Annotated in this window: 16 protein-coding genes and 2 pseudogenes; 7 read left to right on the top strand and 11 right to left on the bottom strand. The window is 50.4% G+C overall.

The features are described from left to right. Positions 1–78: 78 nt before the first annotated feature. The 6 genes from odhB to sdhC all read right to left on the bottom strand — a co-directional run bounded on the left by odhB (position 79) and on the right by sdhC (position 7,726). Positions 79–1,302: a 2-oxoglutarate dehydrogenase complex dihydrolipoyllysine-residue succinyltransferase gene (odhB, locus tag On2M_RS11300; protein WP_210904835.1), complete on the bottom strand. Its 1,224-nt coding sequence runs from the start codon at positions 1,300–1,302 to the stop codon at positions 79–81. Positions 1,303–1,316: 14 nt separating this feature from the next. Then, positions 1,317–4,118 carry a 2-oxoglutarate dehydrogenase E1 component gene (sucA, locus tag On2M_RS11295; RefSeq protein ID WP_151224956.1) on the bottom strand — a complete coding sequence of 934 codons (2,802 nt, stop codon included), beginning with the start codon at positions 4,116–4,118 and terminating at the stop codon, positions 1,317–1,319. Positions 4,119–4,482: 364 nt separating this feature from the next. Continuing rightward, entirely contained in the window at positions 4,483–5,199 is a 717-nt protein-coding gene (gene sdhB, locus On2M_RS11290) for a succinate dehydrogenase iron-sulfur subunit SdhB (protein ID WP_003022921.1), read from the bottom strand. A 15-nt stretch (positions 5,200–5,214) separates the two neighbouring features. Then, positions 5,215–6,981 (bottom strand): succinate dehydrogenase flavoprotein subunit, encoded by a 1,767-nt coding sequence (gene sdhA / locus On2M_RS11285; protein WP_003022919.1) that lies wholly within the window; start codon positions 6,979–6,981, stop codon positions 5,215–5,217. Further along, the gene (sdhD, locus tag On2M_RS11280) at positions 6,981–7,328 is read right to left on the bottom strand and encodes a succinate dehydrogenase membrane anchor subunit (protein WP_005122550.1); all 348 of its coding nucleotides are present in this window, start codon (positions 7,326–7,328) and stop codon (positions 6,981–6,983) included. The genes sdhA and sdhD overlap by 1 nt, the downstream gene beginning before the upstream one ends. Further along, positions 7,322–7,726, bottom strand: a complete 405-nt coding sequence (gene sdhC, locus On2M_RS11275; RefSeq protein WP_016152282.1) for a succinate dehydrogenase cytochrome b556 subunit — start codon at positions 7,724–7,726, stop codon at positions 7,322–7,324. The genes sdhD and sdhC overlap by 7 nt, the downstream gene beginning before the upstream one ends. Positions 7,727–8,423: 697 nt before the next feature. Here sdhC and On2M_RS11270 point away from each other — a divergent pair. The 6 genes and pseudogenes from On2M_RS11270 (at position 8,424) to On2M_RS11245 (ending at position 13,883) form a co-directional block, all read left to right on the top strand. Next, positions 8,424–9,707 carry a citrate synthase gene (locus tag On2M_RS11270; RefSeq protein ID WP_151219548.1) on the top strand — a complete coding sequence of 428 codons (1,284 nt, stop codon included), beginning with the start codon at positions 8,424–8,426 and terminating at the stop codon, positions 9,705–9,707. A 219-nt stretch (positions 9,708–9,926) separates the two neighbouring features. Continuing rightward, positions 9,927–11,666, top strand: a pseudogene (gene tssD, locus On2M_RS11265) (type VI secretion system tube protein TssD). Then, positions 11,653–11,937: a bacteriocin immunity protein gene (locus On2M_RS11260; RefSeq protein ID WP_151224955.1), complete on the top strand. Its 285-nt coding sequence runs from the start codon at positions 11,653–11,655 to the stop codon at positions 11,935–11,937. Before tssD ends, On2M_RS11260 begins: the two are co-directional and overlap by 14 nt. Before the next feature lie 170 nt (positions 11,938–12,107). Further along, the gene (locus On2M_RS24420) at positions 12,108–12,242 is read left to right on the top strand and encodes a bacteriocin immunity protein (RefSeq protein ID WP_255588270.1); all 135 of its coding nucleotides are present in this window, start codon (positions 12,108–12,110) and stop codon (positions 12,240–12,242) included. 76 nt (positions 12,243–12,318) lie between these two features. Further along, a pseudogene (locus On2M_RS11250) lies at positions 12,319–12,723 on the top strand (DUF2251 domain-containing protein). Positions 12,724–12,845: 122 nt separating this feature from the next. Next, a complete protein-coding gene (locus On2M_RS11245; protein WP_210904834.1) occupies positions 12,846–13,883 on the top strand; it encodes an AbrB family transcriptional regulator in 1,038 nt (345 codons plus the stop codon). 19 nt (positions 13,884–13,902) lie between these two features. Here On2M_RS11245 and On2M_RS11240 read toward each other — a convergent pair whose 3' ends face one another. From On2M_RS11240 to On2M_RS11225, 4 genes are all read right to left on the bottom strand, one after another. After that, positions 13,903–14,691: an oligogalacturonate-specific porin KdgM family protein gene (locus On2M_RS11240; RefSeq protein ID WP_151219546.1), complete on the bottom strand. Its 789-nt coding sequence runs from the start codon at positions 14,689–14,691 to the stop codon at positions 13,903–13,905. 80 nt (positions 14,692–14,771) lie between these two features. Continuing rightward, the gene (locus On2M_RS11235; protein ID WP_210904833.1) at positions 14,772–15,962 is read right to left on the bottom strand and encodes a glycoside hydrolase family 88 protein; all 1,191 of its coding nucleotides are present in this window, start codon (positions 15,960–15,962) and stop codon (positions 14,772–14,774) included. A 21-nt stretch (positions 15,963–15,983) separates the two neighbouring features. Continuing rightward, the gene (locus On2M_RS11230; RefSeq protein WP_187252798.1) at positions 15,984–17,249 is read right to left on the bottom strand and encodes an oligosaccharide MFS transporter; all 1,266 of its coding nucleotides are present in this window, start codon (positions 17,247–17,249) and stop codon (positions 15,984–15,986) included. Between the two features lie 24 nt (positions 17,250–17,273). Continuing rightward, a complete protein-coding gene (locus tag On2M_RS11225; protein ID WP_247604980.1) occupies positions 17,274–19,055 on the bottom strand; it encodes a DUF2264 domain-containing protein in 1,782 nt (593 codons plus the stop codon). A gap of 191 nt (positions 19,056–19,246) precedes the next feature. Between On2M_RS11225 and On2M_RS11220 the strand changes: the two genes are divergently transcribed. After that, the gene (locus On2M_RS11220; protein ID WP_210904831.1) at positions 19,247–20,095 is read left to right on the top strand and encodes an AraC family transcriptional regulator; all 849 of its coding nucleotides are present in this window, start codon (positions 19,247–19,249) and stop codon (positions 20,093–20,095) included. 2 nt (positions 20,096–20,097) lie between these two features. On the opposite strand, the gene nei is transcribed toward On2M_RS11220, so the two are convergent. Then, a complete protein-coding gene (gene nei, locus On2M_RS11215) occupies positions 20,098–20,889 on the bottom strand; it encodes an endonuclease VIII (RefSeq protein ID WP_210904830.1) in 792 nt (263 codons plus the stop codon). Positions 20,890–20,893 lie beyond the last annotated feature (4 nt).

The following is a 20,893-nucleotide window of genomic DNA, read 5'->3' as shown; positions in this document are numbered from 1 at the left end:
TCCTTCAGGTAATCGTTATCTTTTACCCGTAGGCCTGATAAGCGTCCAGGCCTACGGGGCAGGTGATACTCTTATTAACTACACGTCCAGCAGCAGACGCGTTGGATCTTCCAGCAACTCTTTAATGGTTACCAGGAAGCCCACTGACTCACGACCATCGATCAGACGGTGGTCATAAGACAGCGCCAGATACATCATCGGCAGGATTTCAACCTTACCGTCTACGGCCATCGGACGATCTTTGATGGCATGCATACCCAGGATGGCGCTCTGCGGTGGGTTGATGATCGGCGTAGACATCAGGGAACCGAATACACCACCGTTAGTAATGGTGAAGTTACCGCCCGTCAGATCTTCCACCGTCAGCTTGCCGTCGCGACCTTTAACTGCCAGTTCTTTAATATTTTTCTCGATGTCCGCCATACCCAGCAGATCCACATCGCGCAGAACCGGCGTTACCAGACCACGTGGCGTGGAGACCGCCATGCTGACATCAAAGTAGTTGTGGTATACCACGTCATCACCATCGATGGACGCGTTGACTTCCGGATAGCGTTTCAGCGCTTCAACCACCGCTTTCACGTAGAAAGACATAAAGCCCAGACGGATACCGTGGCGTTTCTCAAACGCGTCACCGTACTGCTTACGCAGATCCATGATTGGCTTCATGTTGACTTCGTTAAATGTGGTCAGCATCGCGGTGGAATTTTTCGCTTCCAGCAGACGCTCAGCCACGCGTTTGCGCAGACGGGTCATCGGAACACGTTTTTCACCACGCGCGCCAAGTTGAGCCTGTGACGCAGGTGCAGCGGCTGGCGCTTTGGATTCTGCTTTCGCCGCCGGTGCTTTGGCCAGATGTTTTTCAACATCTTCACGTGTGATACGACCACCGACGCCGGTGCCGTTAATGGCGTTGGCTTCGAGGTTATGCTCACCCAGCAGGCGACGGATCGCCGGGCTCAGGGCATCGTTGTTCTGCTCAGCAAGAGACGCCTGTTGGCGCTGTGCAGGAGTAGAATCTTTCTCTTCAGACTTGGCACTGGTCTCTTTACCGGTGCTGTTGCCTTCACGCAGGCGACCAAGGATCTGGCGAGAAGTGACGGTTGTCCCTTCATCTTCCAGAACCGCATCAAGAATACCGTCCGCTGATGCCGGTACTTCCAGTACCACTTTGTCAGTTTCGATTTCTACCAGTACTTCATCACGACGTACTGCATCGCCCGGTTTTTTGTGCCAGGTTGCAACCGTTGCATCCGCTACGGATTCAGGCAGGTCGGGAACAAGAATATCTACGCTACTCATTATTTATCCTTTATTTAATCGACGTTCAGCGCGTCATTAACCAGATCTTGTTGCTGCTTCTGGTGAACAGACATATATCCTACTGCCGGGGAGGCAGAGGCCGGGCGACCTGCATAACGCAGAGCGGACCCAAATGGAATTACTTCACGGAAATGATGCTGGCTGCAGTACCATGCGCCCTGGTTGAGCGGCTCTTCCTGGCACCAGACAAAATCATGTACATGAGCAAACGGTTTCAGCGCTTCCTGCACCGCTTTATGCGGGAACGGATAGAGCTGTTCGATGCGCACAATGGCAACATCTTTTTGGTCGTTCTTGCGGCGTTGCTCCAGCAGGTCGTAATAAACCTTACCAGAACACATCACGACACGCTTCACGCCTTTCGGATCAAGTTCATCTACTTCGCCAATGGCTGGCAGGAAGGTGCCATTTGCCAGTTCGTCCAGCGTGGACACTGCCAGCGGATGCCGCAGCAGCGACTTCGGTGACATCACCACCAGCGGACGACGCATCCCGCGCAGTGCCTGACGACGCAGCATGTGGTAGACCTGTGCCGGGGTGGACGGGACGCAAACCTGCATGTTTTGCTCAGCGCAAAGTTGCAAATAACGTTCCAGACGTGCGGAGGAGTGCTCCGGGCCCTGACCTTCATAGCCGTGTGGTAGCAGCATAACCAGACCGCACATACGGCCCCACTTCTGCTCGCCGGAAGAGATGAACTGGTCGATAACGACCTGAGCACCGTTGGCAAAGTCGCCAAACTGCGCTTCCCAGATGGTCAGCGTACGCGGTTCTGCTGTGGCATAACCATACTCGAACGCCAGCACGGCTTCTTCAGACAGCACGGAGTCCCATACGCGGAACGTGCCCTGGCCGTTATGCACATGCTGCAGCGGCGTGTAGGTTGAACCGTTCGCCTGGTTATGGATCACTGCGTGACGGTGGAAGAAGGTTCCACGACCGGAGTCTTCACCCGACAGACGAACTGGGATGCCTTCGTCAACCAGCGTGGCATAAGCCAGATTCTCTGCCCCACCCCAGTCGAACAGCTTCTCGCCTGCGGCCATGGCCTGACGGTCACCGTAAATTTTGGCAACGCGCGACTGCATTTCAACGGCTTCAGGCACGGTACTGATGCGTTTTGCCAGCTCCTGCAGACGCTTCATTTCTACCTTGTTCGGGTAGCTTTCGTCCCACTCGTGGTTGAGGTACGGCGACCAGGTGAAGGAGTGCATGTTCATTGGACGCCACTCTTTCACCACGCATTCGCCAGCATCCAGCGCGTCACGATACAGATTGACCATTTCGGTCGCATCTTCCAGCGTGGCGACTTTATCCGCTTCCAGCTTGTCAGCGTAGATTTTACGCGGGGTCGGATGCTTTTTGATTTTCTGATACATCAGCGGCTGAGTTGCACTCGGCTCGTCGGCTTCGTTGTGGCCATGACGGCGGTAGCACACCAGATCGATGAACACATCGCGTTTGAAGGTATTACGGAAGTCCAGCGCCAGACGCGTCACGAAAGCGACCGCTTCCGGGTCATCCGCGTTAACGTGGAAGATTGGCGCCTGAACCATCTTACCGATGTCGGTGCAGTACGGCGTAGAACGCGCATCCAGCGGGTTAGAGGTAGTAAAGCCCACCTGGTTGTTGATCACGATGCGAACGGTACCGCCCACTTCGTAACCACGCGCTTTCGACATGTTCAGGGTTTCCTGAACCACGCCCTGCCCGGTTACCGCCGCATCGCCGTGGATGGTGATTGGCAGTACCTTGTTGCTGCTTGGCTCGTCCAGACGATCCAGACGCGCGCGCACGGAACCGATAACCACCGGGCTAACGATTTCCAGGTGCGACGGGTTAAACGCCAGCGCCAGGTGAACCAGACCGCCTTCGGTTTCGATATCCGACGAGAAGCCCATGTGATACTTCACGTCGCCGGTACCGAGGTGTTCTTTATGTTTGCCAGCGAACTCGTCGAACAGGTCCTGCGGTTTTTTACCCAACACGTTGACCAGCACGTTCAGACGGCCACGGTGCGCCATACCCAGCACCACTTCACGGGTACCACTGTTGCCGGCGTGGCGGATCATCTCTTTGAGCATTGGGATTAACGCATCCCCGCCTTCCAACGAGAAGCGTTTCGCTCCCGGGAACTTCGCGCCCAGGTAGCGTTCCAGACCTTCCGCAGCGGTCAGTTCGCTGAGGAAGCGTTTCTTCTCTTCACTACTGAACGCGGCGCGGCCAGACTCGATACGCTGTTGAAGCCAGCGTTTTTCTTCAGTGCTGGTAATGTGCATATACTCGGCGCCAATCGGGCCGCAGTAGGTTTGTTTCAGCGCGACAACCAGGTCGCTCAGCTTCATCGTGTCTTTGCCGCCGGCAAAAGAACCTACGTTAAAGCTTTCCTGGAAATCCGCATCGGTCAGATCGTGGAAGGACGGATCCAGATCGGCCACATTTTCTTGCTGCCACAGTCCCAGCGGATCGAGATTCGCATGCTGATGACCGCGGAAACGGTAGGCGTTAATGAGCTGCAGGACTTTAACCTGCTTCACATTGGCATCAGGATCGGAAATAGAAGAAGAGTAACGTGGGGTAATCAACGCCTGCCGACGGAAATAATCACGTGTTTTTGAGTGGAGTTGATCCGGTTTGACTCCGGTACCAGGTAACTGCTGGAACGTCGAACGCCAGTTAGCATCTACCGAGTCAGGGTCGGTTAAGAAGTCTTCATAGAGCTGTTCTATCCAGCTCTGGTTTGAACCAGAGAGGTAAGAAGAGTCCAACCAGGCTTTCAAAGCGCTGTTCTGCATCGTGATCCCTTAAGCATCTTTTCTGCTTATTTAATACTCTAAATAGATCACGTTTCAGGAAGGCGGCAAGCTTGCGAATCCCTGGGAGCTTACATCCAGTAAGTGACCAGGGTGAGCAAGTGCAGCCAACGCACATGCAACGTGATCTATGACGAGTATTTCGCCGTGGATACTACCACGCACACCGATGTGCGTGCCGGGGTTCACTTGTTGCGGACTGTCGTGTTTTCTGCGTCCGCTAAGGAACCTTTAAAAACTGTCTAATAATCTTCGCTGTTCAGGCTGCGATTATTGCTATCAATGTGGCAGTTTTTAGAGGTTTCCTGCACTACCGGGGAATCACTTCCCCGGCAACAACAACTATTTATGCACTACGTTTGAGCAGCATCGACTTAATATGGCCGATGGCACGCGTCGGGTTCAGCCCTTTAGGACATACACTGACGCAGTTCATGATGCTATGGCAGCGGAATACGCTGAAAGCATCACTTAAACCTTCCAGGCGGCTGTCGGTCTCGGTATCGCGGCTATCAATTAAGAAGCGATACGCGGCCAGCAGGCCAGCCGGGCCAATAAACTTGTCCGGGTTCCACCAGAACGATGGGCAGGACGTTGAGCAGCATGCACACAAAATACATTCATACAGCCCATCGAGCTTCTCACGCTGCTCAGGCATTTGTAAATGCTCACGAGCCGGCGGATTTTTCCCATTATTCAACAAGTAAGGCTTAATCTTCTCATACTGTGCGTAGAATTGCCCCATGTCTACCACCAAATCGCGCACAACCGGTAAGCCCGGCAGCGGGCGAATGACAATTTTCTTGCCCGGCTGATTCAGCGCAGAAATAGGTGTGATACAGGCCAGTCCATTTTTGCCGTTCATATTCAGACCGTCGGAGCCGCAGACCCCTTCACGGCAGGAGCGGCGGAACGACAGCGATGGGTCTTTTTCTTTCAGCTGCATCAACGCATCCAGCAGCATCATGTCGCGCCCTTCTTCCGCCTCCAGGGTGTAATCCTGCATGCGCGGAGCGTCGTCAACATCCGGGTTATAGCGATAAACTGAAAACTCGAGTTTCATTGTCCTGTCTCCGCATTAATAAGTACGAATCTTCGGCGGGAATGCCGGGCGCAGCTTCGGTTCCATATTGACTTGACGTCGCGTCATGGATTCCGACTCTGGCAGGTACAGGGAATGGCACAGCCAGTTTTCATCATCACGTTCCGGGAAGTCGAAGCGGCTATGCGCGCCACGGCTTTCGGTACGGAAGTTTGCAGATACTGCGGTGGCGTACGCGGTCTCCATCAGGTTATCCAGTTCCAGGCACTCAACACGCTGGGTGTTGAACTCGCTGGAGGTATCGTCCAGACGGGCATTTTTCAGACGCTCGCGAATCGCTTTCAGCTCTTCCAGACCTTTCGCCATCGCATCGCCTTCGCGGAATACCGAGAAGTTGTGCTGCATACATTCCTGCAGCGCTTTGCGAATCGCCACCGGGTCTTCACCGTTGCGGTTGCCGTTCCAGCGATTCAGGCGCGCCAGAGAAGCATCGATTTCGTCTTCGGTCGCATCCAGCAGGTCGCCCTGCTCGGCGATAGACTCTTGCAGATGCAGCCCCACCGCACGACCAAACACCACCAGGTCCAGCAGCGAGTTGCCGCCCAGACGGTTTGCACCATGAACCGATACACAGGCAATTTCACCGACGGCAAACAATCCAGGGATCACCACATCTTCGCCCTGCTCGTTTACGGTCAACGCCTGGCCGGTTACTTTGGTCGGAATACCGCCCATCATATAGTGGCAGGTTGGGATAACCGGGATCGGCTCTTTCACCGGATCAACGTGAGCGAAGGTGCGAGACAGCTCGAGAATGCCCGGCAGACGGGATTCCAGTACTTCTTTACCCAGGTGGTCAAGTTTCAGCTTGGCGTGCGGGCCCCATGGGCCGTCGCAGCCGCGACCTTCACGGATTTCGATCATGATGGAACGCGCCACCACGTCACGACCCGCCAGGTCTTTCGCATTTGGCGCATAACGCTCCATAAAGCGCTCGCCGTGTTTATTCAGCAGGTAGCCACCTTCACCACGGCAGCCTTCTGTGACCAGAACACCCGCACCGGCGATACCGGTTGGGTGGAACTGCCACATCTCCATATCCTGCACCGGAACACCGGCGCGGATAGCCATACCAACGCCGTCACCGGTGTTGATGTGGGCATTAGTAGTGGACTGATAAATACGGCCAGCACCACCAGTCGCCAGCACGGTTGCGCGAGCTTTGAAGTAAACGACTTCACCGGTTTCGATACACAGCGCGGTACAACCGACAATCGCGCCATCGGCATTTTTAACCAGATCCAGCGCATACCATTCTGAGAAGATGGTGGTATGGTTTTTCAGGTTCTGCTGATACAGCGTGTGCAACAGCGCATGACCGGTACGGTCTGCCGCGGCTGCGGTACGTGCCGCCTGCTCACCGCCGAAGTTCTTCGACTGGCCGCCAAACGGACGTTGATAAATGGTGCCATTATCAAGGCGAGAGAACGGCAGCCCCATGTGATCCAGTTCCAGAATCGCTTCCGGACCGGTCTTACACATATATTCAATAGCGTCCTGATCACCAATGTAGTCCGACCCTTTTACGGTGTCGTACATGTGCCATTCCCAGTTATCTTCATGGGTATTACCGAGCGCAACGGTGATACCACCTTGCGCAGATACGGTATGGGAACGGGTTGGGAACACCTTGGAGAGCAGCGCACAGGTCTGACCGCTCTGGGAAATTTGCAGCGCCGCGCGCATACCTGCGCCGCCGGCACCAATCACAACAGCATCAAATTCTCTGACTGGCAGTTTCATTACACACCCCACACCACAACAAATCCATAAATGACGTAAACCACCAGCGCAACGACGATAGCCAGTTGCAGAATCAGGCGCACAGCCAGAGGTTTAACGTAGTCGGTCAACACCTGCCACATGCCGATCCAGGCATGAATCAAGATGGAAAAAAGTGCCAGCAGGGTGAAGACTTTGGTGAATGCCGATGAGAAGAAACCGGTCCAGACTTCAAACGTCAGCTCGCCGCTGGTGGCGAAGAAGCCGACCATATAGATGATGTATAACGTCAGAACGATAGCGGTAGCACGAACCAGAATGAAGTCATGTACGCCGTTGCGTCCTAATGCGGAGGCGTTGCTTACCATACGAGGACTCCTGCGAGAAGTGAAAGCACGACAATGATAACGAAACAAATTTTAGCGGAGCGTGTCCCTGCTTCGAGGGTTTCTTCGATATAGCCAAAATCCATCAACAGATGGCGAATGCCCATTACGGCGTGATATGCCAGCGCAATCAGGATCCCCCACAGAATTAACTCCACAAAGAAGTTATTCATAATGGATGACGCCGCGAGGAAACCTTCAGGGGAGGAAAGGCTGGTACCCAATAACCACAACAGAATCCCGACCGCCACGAAGGTGATCACTCCGGATACGCGATGGAGAATGGACGCTATCGCCGTGATTGGGAACCGGATCGTTTGCAGATCCAGATTGACAGGTCTTTGTTTTTTCACATTTCTTATCATGAATAACGCCCACATGCTGTTCTTATTATTCCCTTTGGACTTCGGGTACAGAAGATGAAGACACCTGTAGCCTGAAAGACGACGGGATTTCCTTCCTCCGGTCTGCGTGCGGGTCAGACAGCGTCCTTACTATAACTACGCGTCATATAAAACACTGCTTCCAGATGCTAAAACGACACGTTACAACGCTGGTTGGCTCGGGATTGCAGGGTATTCCGGAGACCTGGCGGCAGTATAGGACGTTCACAAAATCATTACAATTAACCTACATATAGTTTGTCGGGTTTTATCCCGAACAGTGACATAGGTCACGATAACAACATTATTTTAATTTTTAATCATCTGATTTGACAATCATTAAACAAAGTTGTTACAATCGACACCAGAAAAAGCATATAATGCGTAAAAGTTATGGGGTCACTCTTTCACCGGAGATTTAGTTATGCAACAGTGTGGAAGTATTGACCAATACCGTCAGGACAGTTATTAGTGATAGACAGGTTTAATAATTCGGATTGCTAAGTTCTTGATTTGCAGTTTATTCGCCATGAAAAGACCGTTTTACCTGCAAGCGCCCATAGCTCTGTACCCAGGTCATCCCCTCTTTCGCAGAGCGGCGAGCCAAATAACAAACTGGTAACGGTTCATTGATGTACGAAAGCAAATGTGAGTTCCGGCAGTCTTAAGCAATAAGGCGCTAAGGAGACCGTAAATGGCTGATACTAAAGCAAAAATCACTCTAAATGGTGATACTGCTATTGAACTGGATGTGCTGAAAGGTACGCTCGGTCAAGATGTTATTGATATTCGTAGTCTCGGATCAAAAGGGATGTTCACTTTTGATCCAGGTTTTACCTCTACCGCATCCTGCGAATCCAAAATTACGTTCATCGATGGTGACGAAGGTATTTTGCTGCATCGCGGCTTCCCGATTGACCAGTTGGCGACCGAGTCCAACTATCTGGAAGTGTGTTATATCCTGCTGTACGGCGAAAAACCGACGCAGGAAGAGTACGACGGGTTCAAAACTACGGTCACTCGCCATACCATGATCCACGAGCAGATCACCCGTCTGTTCCACGGTTTCCGCCGCGACTCTCACCCGATGGCCGTTATGTGCGGTGTTACTGGTGCGCTGGCTGCGTTCTACCACGATTCGCTGGATGTGAATAATCCGCGTCACCGCGAAATCGCCGCTTTCCGTCTGCTGTCCAAAATGCCGACCATGGCCGCGATGTGCTACAAATACTCCATCGGACAGCCGTTCGTGTACCCGCGTAATGATCTCTCTTACGCCGGTAACTTCCTGAACATGATGTTCTCCACGCCGTGCGAAAAATATGAAGTAAACCCGATTCTGGAACGCGCAATGGACCGTATCTTGATCCTGCACGCCGACCACGAACAGAACGCCTCGACGTCTACCGTACGTACCGCGGGTTCGTCTGGCGCTAACCCGTTTGCCTGCATTGCAGCCGGTATTGCTTCCCTGTGGGGACCGGCACACGGCGGTGCAAACGAAGCTGCACTGAAAATGCTGGAAGAAATCAGCTCCGTTAAACACATTCCAGAATTTGTTCGCCGCGCGAAAGACAAGAATGATTCTTTCCGCCTGATGGGCTTTGGTCACCGTGTTTATAAAAACTATGACCCACGCGCCACCGTGATGCGTGAAACCTGTCACGAAGTGCTGAAAGAACTGGGCACCAAAGATGATCTGCTGGAAGTGGCTATGGAGCTTGAGCACATTGCGCTCAACGACCCGTACTTCATTGAGAAGAAACTCTACCCGAACGTAGACTTCTACTCCGGCATCATTCTGAAAGCAATGGGTATTCCGTCTTCTATGTTCACCGTTATTTTCGCCATGGCGCGTACCGTTGGCTGGATTGCACACTGGAACGAAATGCACACCGACGGCATGAAGATCGCACGTCCACGTCAGCTGTATACCGGCTACGACAAGCGCGATTTTAAGTCTGAAATTAAGCGTTAATTGTTCAGGCCACCGGGTAATTCCGGTGGTTTTTCTCAGACCCTGCTCAAATTACCTCATTCATCTCATCAATATTATTCTCATCAGCTAATTCGTCCCATAATACATTTCAGACATGCCCCCCTTTTATATAGCATTAATCGCCAATGCATTATTTGATTTTTAAATTTATTAGCTATTTAATTCGGTCTTATAAAATACACCTCTGGATTAAATGGCATGGGCGATCTTATTTACCTGAAGATAACAGGTGAACAACAAGGAAATATTTCTTCCGGCTGTGGCACTTACGCATCTGTAGGAAATCGCTGACAGAAAAACCATCCTGATGAGATTTTTGCTTTTTCACTTTCGAATGGATTAGCTAATACTGATTCTGGTATTAATACCCAGCTACTGAACTTCACAAAACTAATTGATAAAAGCACACCATTATTGATTAACGCCATCAATAATAATGAACGTCTGTTTATTGAAATTGATTTATGGAGAATAAACAGATTTGGTAGATGGGAACGCTACTATTATATTCAATTAAGAAATGCATCGGTAAAAAGCATACAAACCTATGTGGCCCTAAACGAGCTGGATACCGAAGAAATTGCAGTATCGTATGACTATATTCTTTGCAAACACCTGATTGCCAACACTGAGTTTGACTACCTGGCATTGCCTGCTGAGTACAACCGTTTGTTTATACCACCCCGCCCTCAGCCGGTCAGTACGATAAAACCCATAGTGAAACGCCCTTCTCCCCCTGCACCACACATTCCAGCAGTTACGCCGGTCTATGCTAAATCCTGTCTGAAAGAAAAAGGCTGTACAGACGCGGGGAGCCGTGAAGAATCGGCTGAAAACTTCGGACAGATGGCGGTTTTCGCACAATCTTCCGTCGATGATTGTTGCGGATATGCACAGCCCGCAGAAGCCTCGGCCGCGCTGCCGATCTTAGGTGGGCTGACGCAGGTGTGGGGCGAGTGGTCACTCAGTGGCATGCTCAGCGCCGCACGCGGCGTTCCTTATATCGGCGCGTTGGCTTCCGCGCTGTATATTCCGTCCGCGGGTACGGACAGTGCACGCGTTCCCGGACGCGATGAGTTCTGGTATGAAGAAGAACTACGGAAAAAGGCGCTGGTAGGTGGCACTGCCACAACCCGGGTTCGTTTTTTCTGGGGAACCGACATTCACGGTAAATCGCAAGTCTACGGCGTGCATACCGGCGAAGGTACTCCGTACGCAAACGTGCGCGTTGCGAATATGCTGTGGAACGATGAACATCATCGCTATGAATTTACGCCTGCCCACGACGCAGACGGGCCGTTAATCACATGGACGCCGGAAAATCCTGCGACGGGTGATGTACCTGAACATACTGGAAACGATGTTCCACCGCTGGATCAGCCAACCATTCTGGTAACACCCATCCCGGATGGCAAAAACGAATACACCACGCCACCGTTCCTTGTGCCGGATGTCGCCGATTTTAACGATTATATTCTGATTTTTCCGGCCGATTCAGGCATTCAGCCGATATATGTATACCTGAAAACAGCCCGGGACGACCCCGGTACAGCAACCGGCCACGGTGAAATTTTATCCGGAAATGGTCGTTGGCTTGAGGCCGCCAGTTCTGGGCTGGGAGCGCCGATACCTGCACAGGTGGCGGATAAGCTGCGAGGAAGAACATTTCGCAACTTTGACCATTTCAGAGAAGAATTCTGGCTTGCGGTGTCAGAATGCCCTGAGCTTATGAAGGATTTTAAACCATCTAACCAAACCCTGATAAGAATGGGGTTGGCACCATATCCTATTCCTTCAGAGCAGGTAGGCGGCAGAACGACTTTTGAACTTCATCACGTAGAAGAAATCCAGCATGGCGGAGAAGTTTTTAATATGGATAATATAAACATTACTACTCCTCGCTTACATATAGGAATACATAAAAATGCTAATAGATAATGAAAAAACCATAAGCGATTACACTGAGTCAGAGTTCATTGCTCTGCTATCTAACTTTTTTGAGAATAAACATGGGCTAAATGCCAAGGATTTTGGTAAATTTATCGATGATCTACAACTGCATGTAGTCAAAGTCACCCAGCATCCACTTGGTAATGGACTGATTTTTAATACACCAGATGAGATTGAATGTTCACCCTTGGGAATATTCAGGGAAATAAAAAAATGGAGAGCATCTCATGGCTTAGAGTTATTTAAAGATTCTAAATAAGTTCTGCAAAGAAATTTATTAAAACAGTGAATATATGAATCATCTTAAGCAAAAACTCGAAGACTACACCGAAGCTGAATTCATATGAATTCTCCACAAACCCACGCTACCAGGGAGAAATAGACCGTGAATATTACATCGACTCATTAGTCGATCATTTCGATAAAATAGTGGATCATCCGGAAGGTAATGGTTTGATTTTTTATCCCCCAGATGACCGAGAAGACAGCCTGCAAGGCGTCATTGATGAAATCAAAAGATGGCGTAAGTTCCAGGGACGCCCATCATTTAAACAATTAATATAAACATTCCAAATCAAGCACTTAAATCATCAATATCAATTTCAGAACAACGTAGTTTTATACATCCAGGGAAATTAAAATGACAATAACGGTCACTGTTCAAACTCAACTCATCGTCGGTGAAAAGCAGGTAATAGAAAGTTTGGCCCCAGAAGGTTCTTACACTGCTGTATTTGAAGATGATGGCCAAACAGGGTACTTCTATGCATTTGATTAATCAGCAGACGGAAATCCTATCAAAGATGCACTGCATATTTACAATGCAGAAGATGTGTCAGATGGGCATATCCCATCAGATGTGAAGATCGGTTGGTCAGAAGACAGTAAGAAATGTGTGTTGCTAATAAATGGTTACCCACACGGTGTCTTTGATTTTGAATCTAAAAATGGATACTGCCGGAGCGGTTTTCCACCTACAATCAGTCAGGAATGGTCTGTCTTTGGGCATGCATGGAATGATGCTGTCGATGATTTATTCAGATAACAGGCATCAATACCCGATCACCGGTTAGTCCGTTTTTATTGATACTTGATATTTTTTTCAGCGGACTTTTTCTCTATGCTGTATCAACACGTTAAACGCAACATATAACTCAGGAGCATGGGATGCCTGTTTTGCAGTGGAGCCTGTTGTTTGTGCTATCGCTCCTGCTTTCCCTGCTCTTTCTGCTTATTCATCTTCCAGGACCCTTGCTGCTCGGTTCGATGATCGTCGGCATCATCTTCAGTCTGCGCGGCATCTCTCTGCATCCTCCCCGCTGCACATTTCTTGGCGCGCAGGCGATTCTCGGCTGCATGATTGCCCAAAATCTGACCGGTTCAATCTTCACAACCCTTGCAGCCCACTGGCCGATGGTGATTGTTATCCTGCTGGCAACCCTTATCAGCAGCGCGATAATCGGCTGGCTGCTGGTTCGCTACAGTAATCTACCGGGTAACACCGGCGCATGGGGCTCGTCACCAGGCGGCGCAGCGGCAATGGTTGCAATGGCCCAGGATTATGGTGCCGACATCCGACTGGTGGCGTTTATGCAGTATCTGCGCGTACTGTTGGTGGTCGGCGCGGCGGCGATGGTCACCCGGCTGGTGATGGGCGACCAGGCGCAGGCGGTCAGTGAACAAATCATCTGGTTTCCGCCTCTAAGCGGCAATCTTTTCAGCACTCTGATGCTGGCCGCCGTTGCCGGCACGGCTGGACGCTTACTGCGTATTCCCTCTGGCGTCATGCTATTGCCGATGCTGGTGGGTGCCTTGCTGAATGCAAGCGGAGTGATGGTGATTGAACTGCCGGAATGGCTACTGGCGATAGCCTATATGGCCATCGGCTGGCAAATCGGCCTGGGCTTTGACAAGCAGATATTTTTAATGGCGCTGCGCCCTTTGCCGCAGATCCTGTTGTCCATTTTTTCACTGATGGCGATCTGCGCCGCGATGGCCTGGGGACTGGCGCATTACATGCAGATTGATTTTCTCACTGCCTATCTGGCGACCAGTCCAGGTGGTGTGGATTCTGTCGCGGTGATTGCCGCAGGAAGCCACGCCGATATGGCGCTGATCATGGCGATGCAAACCCTGCGGCTATTCAGTATATTATTGACTGGTCCGGCAGTGGCGAGATTTATTTCGGTGCATGCGCCAAAATAATTCCCCTCATAAACCCGGATCAGTTTAAGTTATATTTAAACCCTACCCTGATTTGATATTCATTTTTTGTATCATTACCATCTTTATATTTATCAAGATAGCCTAATTCAAAAAACGGATAAAAACGTGGCGTAGCATGGAAATTAAATACAAAGTTATGCTGCAGGGTATGATTCTTGCCATTAGCATACTCAAATTTATCGCCATGAGTTTTACTGTAATACGTCGGATTGTATTGCACCCAGAAGTTTGGCGTAAAATATTTGGTTAAATAAATATCGACACGGTGTTCCGAAGAATCATCCCAGTCGCCTTGCAATGTTTCGCTGTCATGGTTTTGGTGGTTATAGCGATAGCGTAAAACCGCACCCAGCGTCGGATCAAAATGATAGCCAATCCCGATATAAGGATCAACGCGTGAACCGGCAGACTCCCAGTGAAACACCACGCCAGGCTCAAGCCAGAAGTCACTCTCACCCAGCGCAAAAGGTTTGTTAAACTCAGCTTCCTGATAGCTGCTTTTCCACTGATCCATGTTTTTTCCTAGATCGGCATCGGTTTCAAAACTCCAGTACATTTTGCTGAAAATTGAGTCAGGATCCTGTACCACGCCGGTTAACATCAGTCGCTGTAAAAAACCTTTGCTGGCTGTACGATACTGCGTACGCGGCGCAAAATAAACCGTCGTAAAAGGAGTTGATTTTACCTGAGGGACCGTTGTCGTATTATTTTCCGCAGCCAAAGCGCCAGTTGAGGGCATGACCAATATAGCCATTAATATGGCCTTCTTAATATTATTGCTTTTCATTATACTTTCCTCGCCGTACAGAGATAAAAGCTCCCCCTGCTAAACCAATAGCATATTTATTAAACTGGGGGAGCGGTATATTACCAGTAGCTATTCCAGCAGGATGTTGCGCGGGTCAATGCTTCCATCAGAAAATAATCACCCCACGCACAGCATTCATCGACGCCAACATTACCTTTAAAATAATATACAGAGTGCTGTAATAATCCTTCGCCTGCTTTATGCACAGTATTGAGATAGTCATCAAGCATTCGCGCAATCATTCGTAATGCCAGCGCTTCGTAGCTTTCACGATCTGGATGAGTCGCCGGGAGCTGCTTAACCAACTCCAGCAAGGCGCAGGCAAGTATTGCGCTGGCTGAGCTATCCCTTTCACTATGGGGATCGGTGAGTGCCAAATCCCAATAACAAATAAGATCTTCCGGTAAACGATTTATAAAGTAATTTGCCAGCGTCTGACTCAGTTCCAGTAGTCGTTCATCTCCGGTATAGAGATAATTCAGCAAAAAGCCATAAACGCCCCATGCCTGCCCACGCGACCAGCAGGAATCATCAGAAAAACCCTGATGAGTATTGCCAAATCGCGGTTCCCCGGTGTGAACATCCATATAGTACGTATGGAACGTCGAACCGTCCTCGCGCACAATATAACGTCGTGCCTGCTCAATATGATTTTTTGCCGCTTCTGCAAAACGTGGATCGCCGGTGCTGGCGCTGGCCTGATACAGTAATGGCAGATTCATATTGCAGTCTATAATCATCCTGCCCTGCTGCTCTGGATTATCCAGTTCGCCCCACGCCTGAATAATGCCGCATTTCTCGTGATAGCGTTCCATCAGCACTTCTGCTGCCTGCTGCGCGATATAAGCTGCCTCGCGATTGCCGGTCAGTTTATTAGCCGCTATGCAGGAAAGGCTGTACAGAAAACCCAGATCGTGGTGATTAGTATGATCCCGTCTGGCAATACGTTCGCCAAAAGAACGAACATGTTGTTCGGCCAACGTACGATAGGCATCATTACGCGTCCATTCCCATGCCAGCCACAGTTGGCCAGTCCAGAAACTGGTAGTCCATTCCTGATTATCAATAATTGGATAACGCCCGTCCTCACATGCCGCATCGGGAAAACGCGAGCCAAAATAAACGCTGTTACGATCGATAGCAGATAAAATTACCGGTAAAGCACGGCGAATCTTCTGCGCAATAGCAGCGCGTTCGCCGCTTCGCAGGACAACAGGAACGATCGGTTCTTTACGAATAGTTGCAGACATAATTCTCTCGTTTTCTTTACTTTAATGGGTGGCTTCTTGCCCATGGACAGGGGCTGCAATATTTTTTTTATGTTGATAGCAAGTAGAAAGCGTGAAGGCAGAGATCCCGGTAAATACCAGGGCAACCACGCCCATAATCAGATAGGTATGCTCAAAACCAATTTTTTGGTAGGCATAGCCAGCAGGCGGCGCCACGACAATTGAGCCGACGTAAATCATGGCCTGATAGCCCAGCAGATACATCGTGGCGTTAACGCGTTTATCGAAATGCTCGGCAATATATTTGAAGACTGAAACCAGAATTAGGGCGATTTCAATTCCATATAATGGTTTAACCAGACAGATAATCAGCGGATCGTTAGTTAGTCCGGAGATAATCAAACGTAAGCTAATCACCAGACCGGTCAGGATCATCCCCTGCTTGGCGCCAATGCGGTTAATAATGGCAGGCACCAGCATCATGCCGAAAAACTCAGCGGCCGACTGCGCGGTACTCATATAGCCAAACATGGCATTACCTTCTTCTTTAGTGCTAAAGAAAGTGACGAAATAGCGAGAGAACTGTTGCTCGGCAATAAACATCATCCATGCCACTCCCGCGATATACAGCGCAAAGGTCCAGAATTTTTTATTACGTAACAGCTCGAACACATCACCAATCACAATCTTCTCTTTCGACAGGACGTTATTCTCTTCCTGGCCAAAGTGATCAACTTTCAGCGTCAACAGAACCGCAAACATGCACAGTGCGGAGACGCTACTGATAACAAAGTTTATTTTGGGGGATATATTGTAGAGATAACCGGAGAATGACGACGCCGTTGCCCACCCCAGCGCCGCCCACATGCGTATCCGGCCAAACTCCATCGCGTACAGACGGCTGAAACGGTCAACATAGGACTCCTCCGCCGCCACGCCCGCATACCAACCGAGGCTGAAAAATAGCGCGCCGACGATCATCCCGCTGATAAAATGCGTTTGTAATAGCGGCAGGTAACACCAGATGAAAAAGGGTGCCATCAGGGCCGAAACGAGACAGACAAAATAAAGCAGATGTTTTTTCATGCCCATTTTATCCATGATGTAACCGTAAACAGGTTTGATAACTACCGCAAAAACGCCGTTTACAGCAAACACCGTGCCGATTTCCACACCATCCAGCCCGGCTTTATCTCCCAGCCAGATAGCATACAGACCAAAACTGGCCGCCCAGGTAAAGGTAAACAGGAATACAAACAGACTTAATTTTATGTAAGCCGAGCGCGTCGACTGCACAGAGTTAGCCATTATTTTTCTCCGGAGATGCGTTAGTTATAAGATTTCCAACGTTTTGGCACCCAGCGTCAGCGCCTGGTTTTCGCAGTCGAAGGCCATTGCCACTGGGGGCGGCAGCCATAAAAGCGAAGTGGCATTGATGGCGCAGGCCAGCCAGTGCGTGCCCGGTGTAAGCGTGCTACGAAGACAGGGGATCTCTCCCGGAGATGCATACAGAATATTGCTGTTAGGTGGCGTAGTGACGACCTCCGGTTGGCGTCCAGCCAACAGATCGGTTATCTGACATACACCTGAGATGGCGCGAAGCGTGACCTCGTGCTGTGCAGTTTTGGTATCGATAAGCTGATGGCGATTAAGCGCAAATCCCCCTTCCACACACTCAAGCGTACGCGCGGTTTCCACGCGATGGATTCGAATATGCCCTTGCTGAAACGGGATCAGCCAGGTCGTCACTGCGACATCTGACCATGGGAGCCAACGGCTTCGAATCAACGTATCGGTCATTTCTACAGCCTCGCACTCACGGCGGCCGCGCCAATAGTTGTCCTGTTCGCTGAACATCAGCATCGAATCACAGGCCGCATGGTTGATGCCATAAAGACCACGCTCAAGGGTAAAACCGAAGTGGCTGGAGTAAGCAAATTTGCCGTATTTGGCATCGAAATTGACAAAATTATTGCGATCGTACTGCCCGGACATCAGCATCCAGGCGTGTCGATTTTCATCATCATGAACGACAAATTGCCCAGCTTCCTTGATCGGATGAATTGGCTCTGGTTCAGGCAACGGGGCCGACTCGGCTTGCCAGAACGTGCTCTGTTCCGGCAGTGCCAGAATCAGCAATGCCTTACATGCCCACCAGGGCGAGCACGGGCTGTTGTAATCTTCAGTCATCACCAGATTCGGATAGGTATATCCCAGCGAGAATAACCCCTCCGGATCAATGAAAGGCTGCGCTAACCACCAGTCGAGGTGGCGCAAAATAACGCCTTTTACGATAGGGAGCGTAAAAACATCCAGCCCTGTCCAGACGACAGCGCTCCAGAACGCAACCTGGACAAAGCGATAAGTCAGGCTGCGACCAAACGGAATCGCATTCCCGTCACTGGTAAAGTAATAGATGTAATCTTTGGCAAACTGACGCGCGCGATGGCGATAGCGCAGGCAACGTTCAGGGTCAGCGTCCTGCATAAAATGGCTATACAGCAAACTGTAAAAATGAAACCCACTGGAGATATAGTAATCGCGCGGTTTGCCTGCACCGTCGGAATACCAGCCGTTACCGAGCCAGAACGACTCAATCGCGTTCAGATGTTTATCAATAACCATCATATCGTAGTGGAGTCCGACACATTTAAGCCCGACCTGCACCAATACCGGGAAAAAGTGCCAGTTATTATCCGGGATTTGGATTTCAGCACTTTGCCGTAACCAGCGCTCCAGATTGCCCTGCTCATCGGCTGTTAACTCGTTCCACAACCCCGTATTCGGCAGCGCCAGCGCAACGCCAAAAGCGGCCATTTCCACGCAGCGCTGATCGTTATCGACCAGATTGCCCCAATAGTCCGGATGTTTGGGATCGCAGCCATGACGAATACCGCGAATAAATGTCTCACGATAATCACTCGCCTCTCCTCCGCTCAGCAACGGCGATAGGATCCACAACAAACGCGCGAACCCCTCTATTCCGGCAATGTCTGCCGGATATTGTGCTGACGTATTTCCAACGTCCAACCGCGTATTATCGCGAGTGAGATGAGGAATGGCTGATACCAACCATTTCCGCGCCATTTCTACATATTCTTGCCTTGCCCGCATAATGAAACCTCGTTTCATTTGATGAAGTGTTGGGCGCATAATAAGGATTTGGCCTGACATACAAATGTGATAATTGTCGTATTTCCGCACAACACTGGTGATGAAGAACAACATTCATCTGCATTTCACAGCAAAAATTCGATTACAGTGATAAAAACTTAAGTTTGTTAACATCACCCAATGAGACAGTTATGCAGCAGACTGAAGACAGCAGCTATCTTGAACACATTAATATCAACGATAAGTCGATTTACTTTAATCGTATGAAGAATATGCCTGCCAACTACTATCACTGGCATCAGTGCGTGGAGATACTATCGGTCTCTCAGGGGGTTGGTATCGCGCTTATGGAGCACCAGCAGTACACCGTTAAACCTGGGCGAATCTTTATTTTCCCGCCAGGAAAGTTGCATAAAGTGTTTGTCGAACAGAATGCACGCAATATTTATCACCGCACAACGCTGCACTTTAACGCCCCGCAGATTGAGCAGTACCTGCGGGACTTTCCTCGACAGCAAATGCTGCTGCGCCAGCTGTGCGCCAGGGGAGAGAAAGCGAGGGTATTTGACGTAGGCGACGTTCAGCCGGTCATTGAAACGTTGCTGAGCCGGTTTGAAGAACAGCTCAAAAGCCAGACCTTTAGCATCAGTGACAGCGCATTCCTGGTGATGCAACTTATTAGCCTACTGCCACATCAGGCGCAGGCCACGGGGCAAAATACATTTTCGGTAAGCATTATCCGTTGGATCGAAACACACTTTCATCAGCGCTGCTCGCTGGAAGATATCGCCAGTGAAATGGGGTGTTCACGAGGTCATGCCTCGCGCCGTTTTCACGAAGAGACCGGGGGCACTATTCAGGAATACCTGATGATGCGGCGTATTCGTCAGGCCTGCGAACTGCTGTTACATACCAACGGCTCGGTACGCGATATCGCCGCCCAGGTCGGCTTCTCCGAATATGCCTGGTTTATTACCAGCTTTCGCAAAAACATGGGTAAAACGCCGCTGCAATATCGCAAAACCTATGCTTCGGTATAGACCTATCTTTGACATCCCGGACACCAGTAAAAGGGTCGCGAAGAGAGCGTCGTTTTCTCAATGATTCCACCACAGCGCTCACAGACTTCGCCATTGCGGTGAAAGACCTTAAAGCGAAACAGCGCGCCGTGATGTTTGTTCTCATCCACCAGCCCGCGGGTGTTATAGGACAGACGTGGAATATCAAGCAGCGCATGCGCCAACGCATCCAACTGTTCATCGGCAAGCTGCGACGCTTTATGCTGCCCGGTCAACCCTACCTGCCAGAGAATCTCTACCCGCAAGTAGTTACCTAATCCGGCGAGAAATGTCTGATCAAGCAGCAGGCCAGAAAACTGCCGGTTGCGAAAACGCGGGGATAACAGACGTGCTTTAACGTCATCGGGCGTTAAACGTAGATCCAGTATGTCCGGCCCAACCCGCAGCAGGAACGGATGGGTGGTAAGTTGTTCTGGCGTCAGCATCTCGATATCAGACGCGCTATAGAGCAGGATAGTTTTGTCTTGTGTTTGCAAACTGACACGGAGTACCCGTGAGGTCTGCGGGATGTTGCCCGTCTCCACCACTCGCCACACACCATAGAGCTGATTGTGGCTGTACAGCGTCAGACCATTAGAGAAATGGGTCAGTAATGCTTTCCCCCGCGTTTCAAGCTGAGTAACACGCTGCCCAATCAGTTGAGATTGATACGGTTTTAGCTGCTCAAAGGCAAACCAGACATCGGTCAGGGGTTTGCCTTTGACTGCCGCCTCCAGGTTATCCGCCGCGCGGCGGATCTCCGGGCCTTCAGGCATAATA

Origin of the sequence: Citrobacter sp. On2M (genome assembly GCF_018035235.1) — a bacterium.
Lineage (GTDB): Bacteria > Pseudomonadota > Gammaproteobacteria > Enterobacterales > Enterobacteriaceae > Citrobacter > Citrobacter meridianamericanus.
Note: the sequence above shows the minus strand (reverse complement) of the source record. Positions and strands in the feature narration are given on the sequence as shown.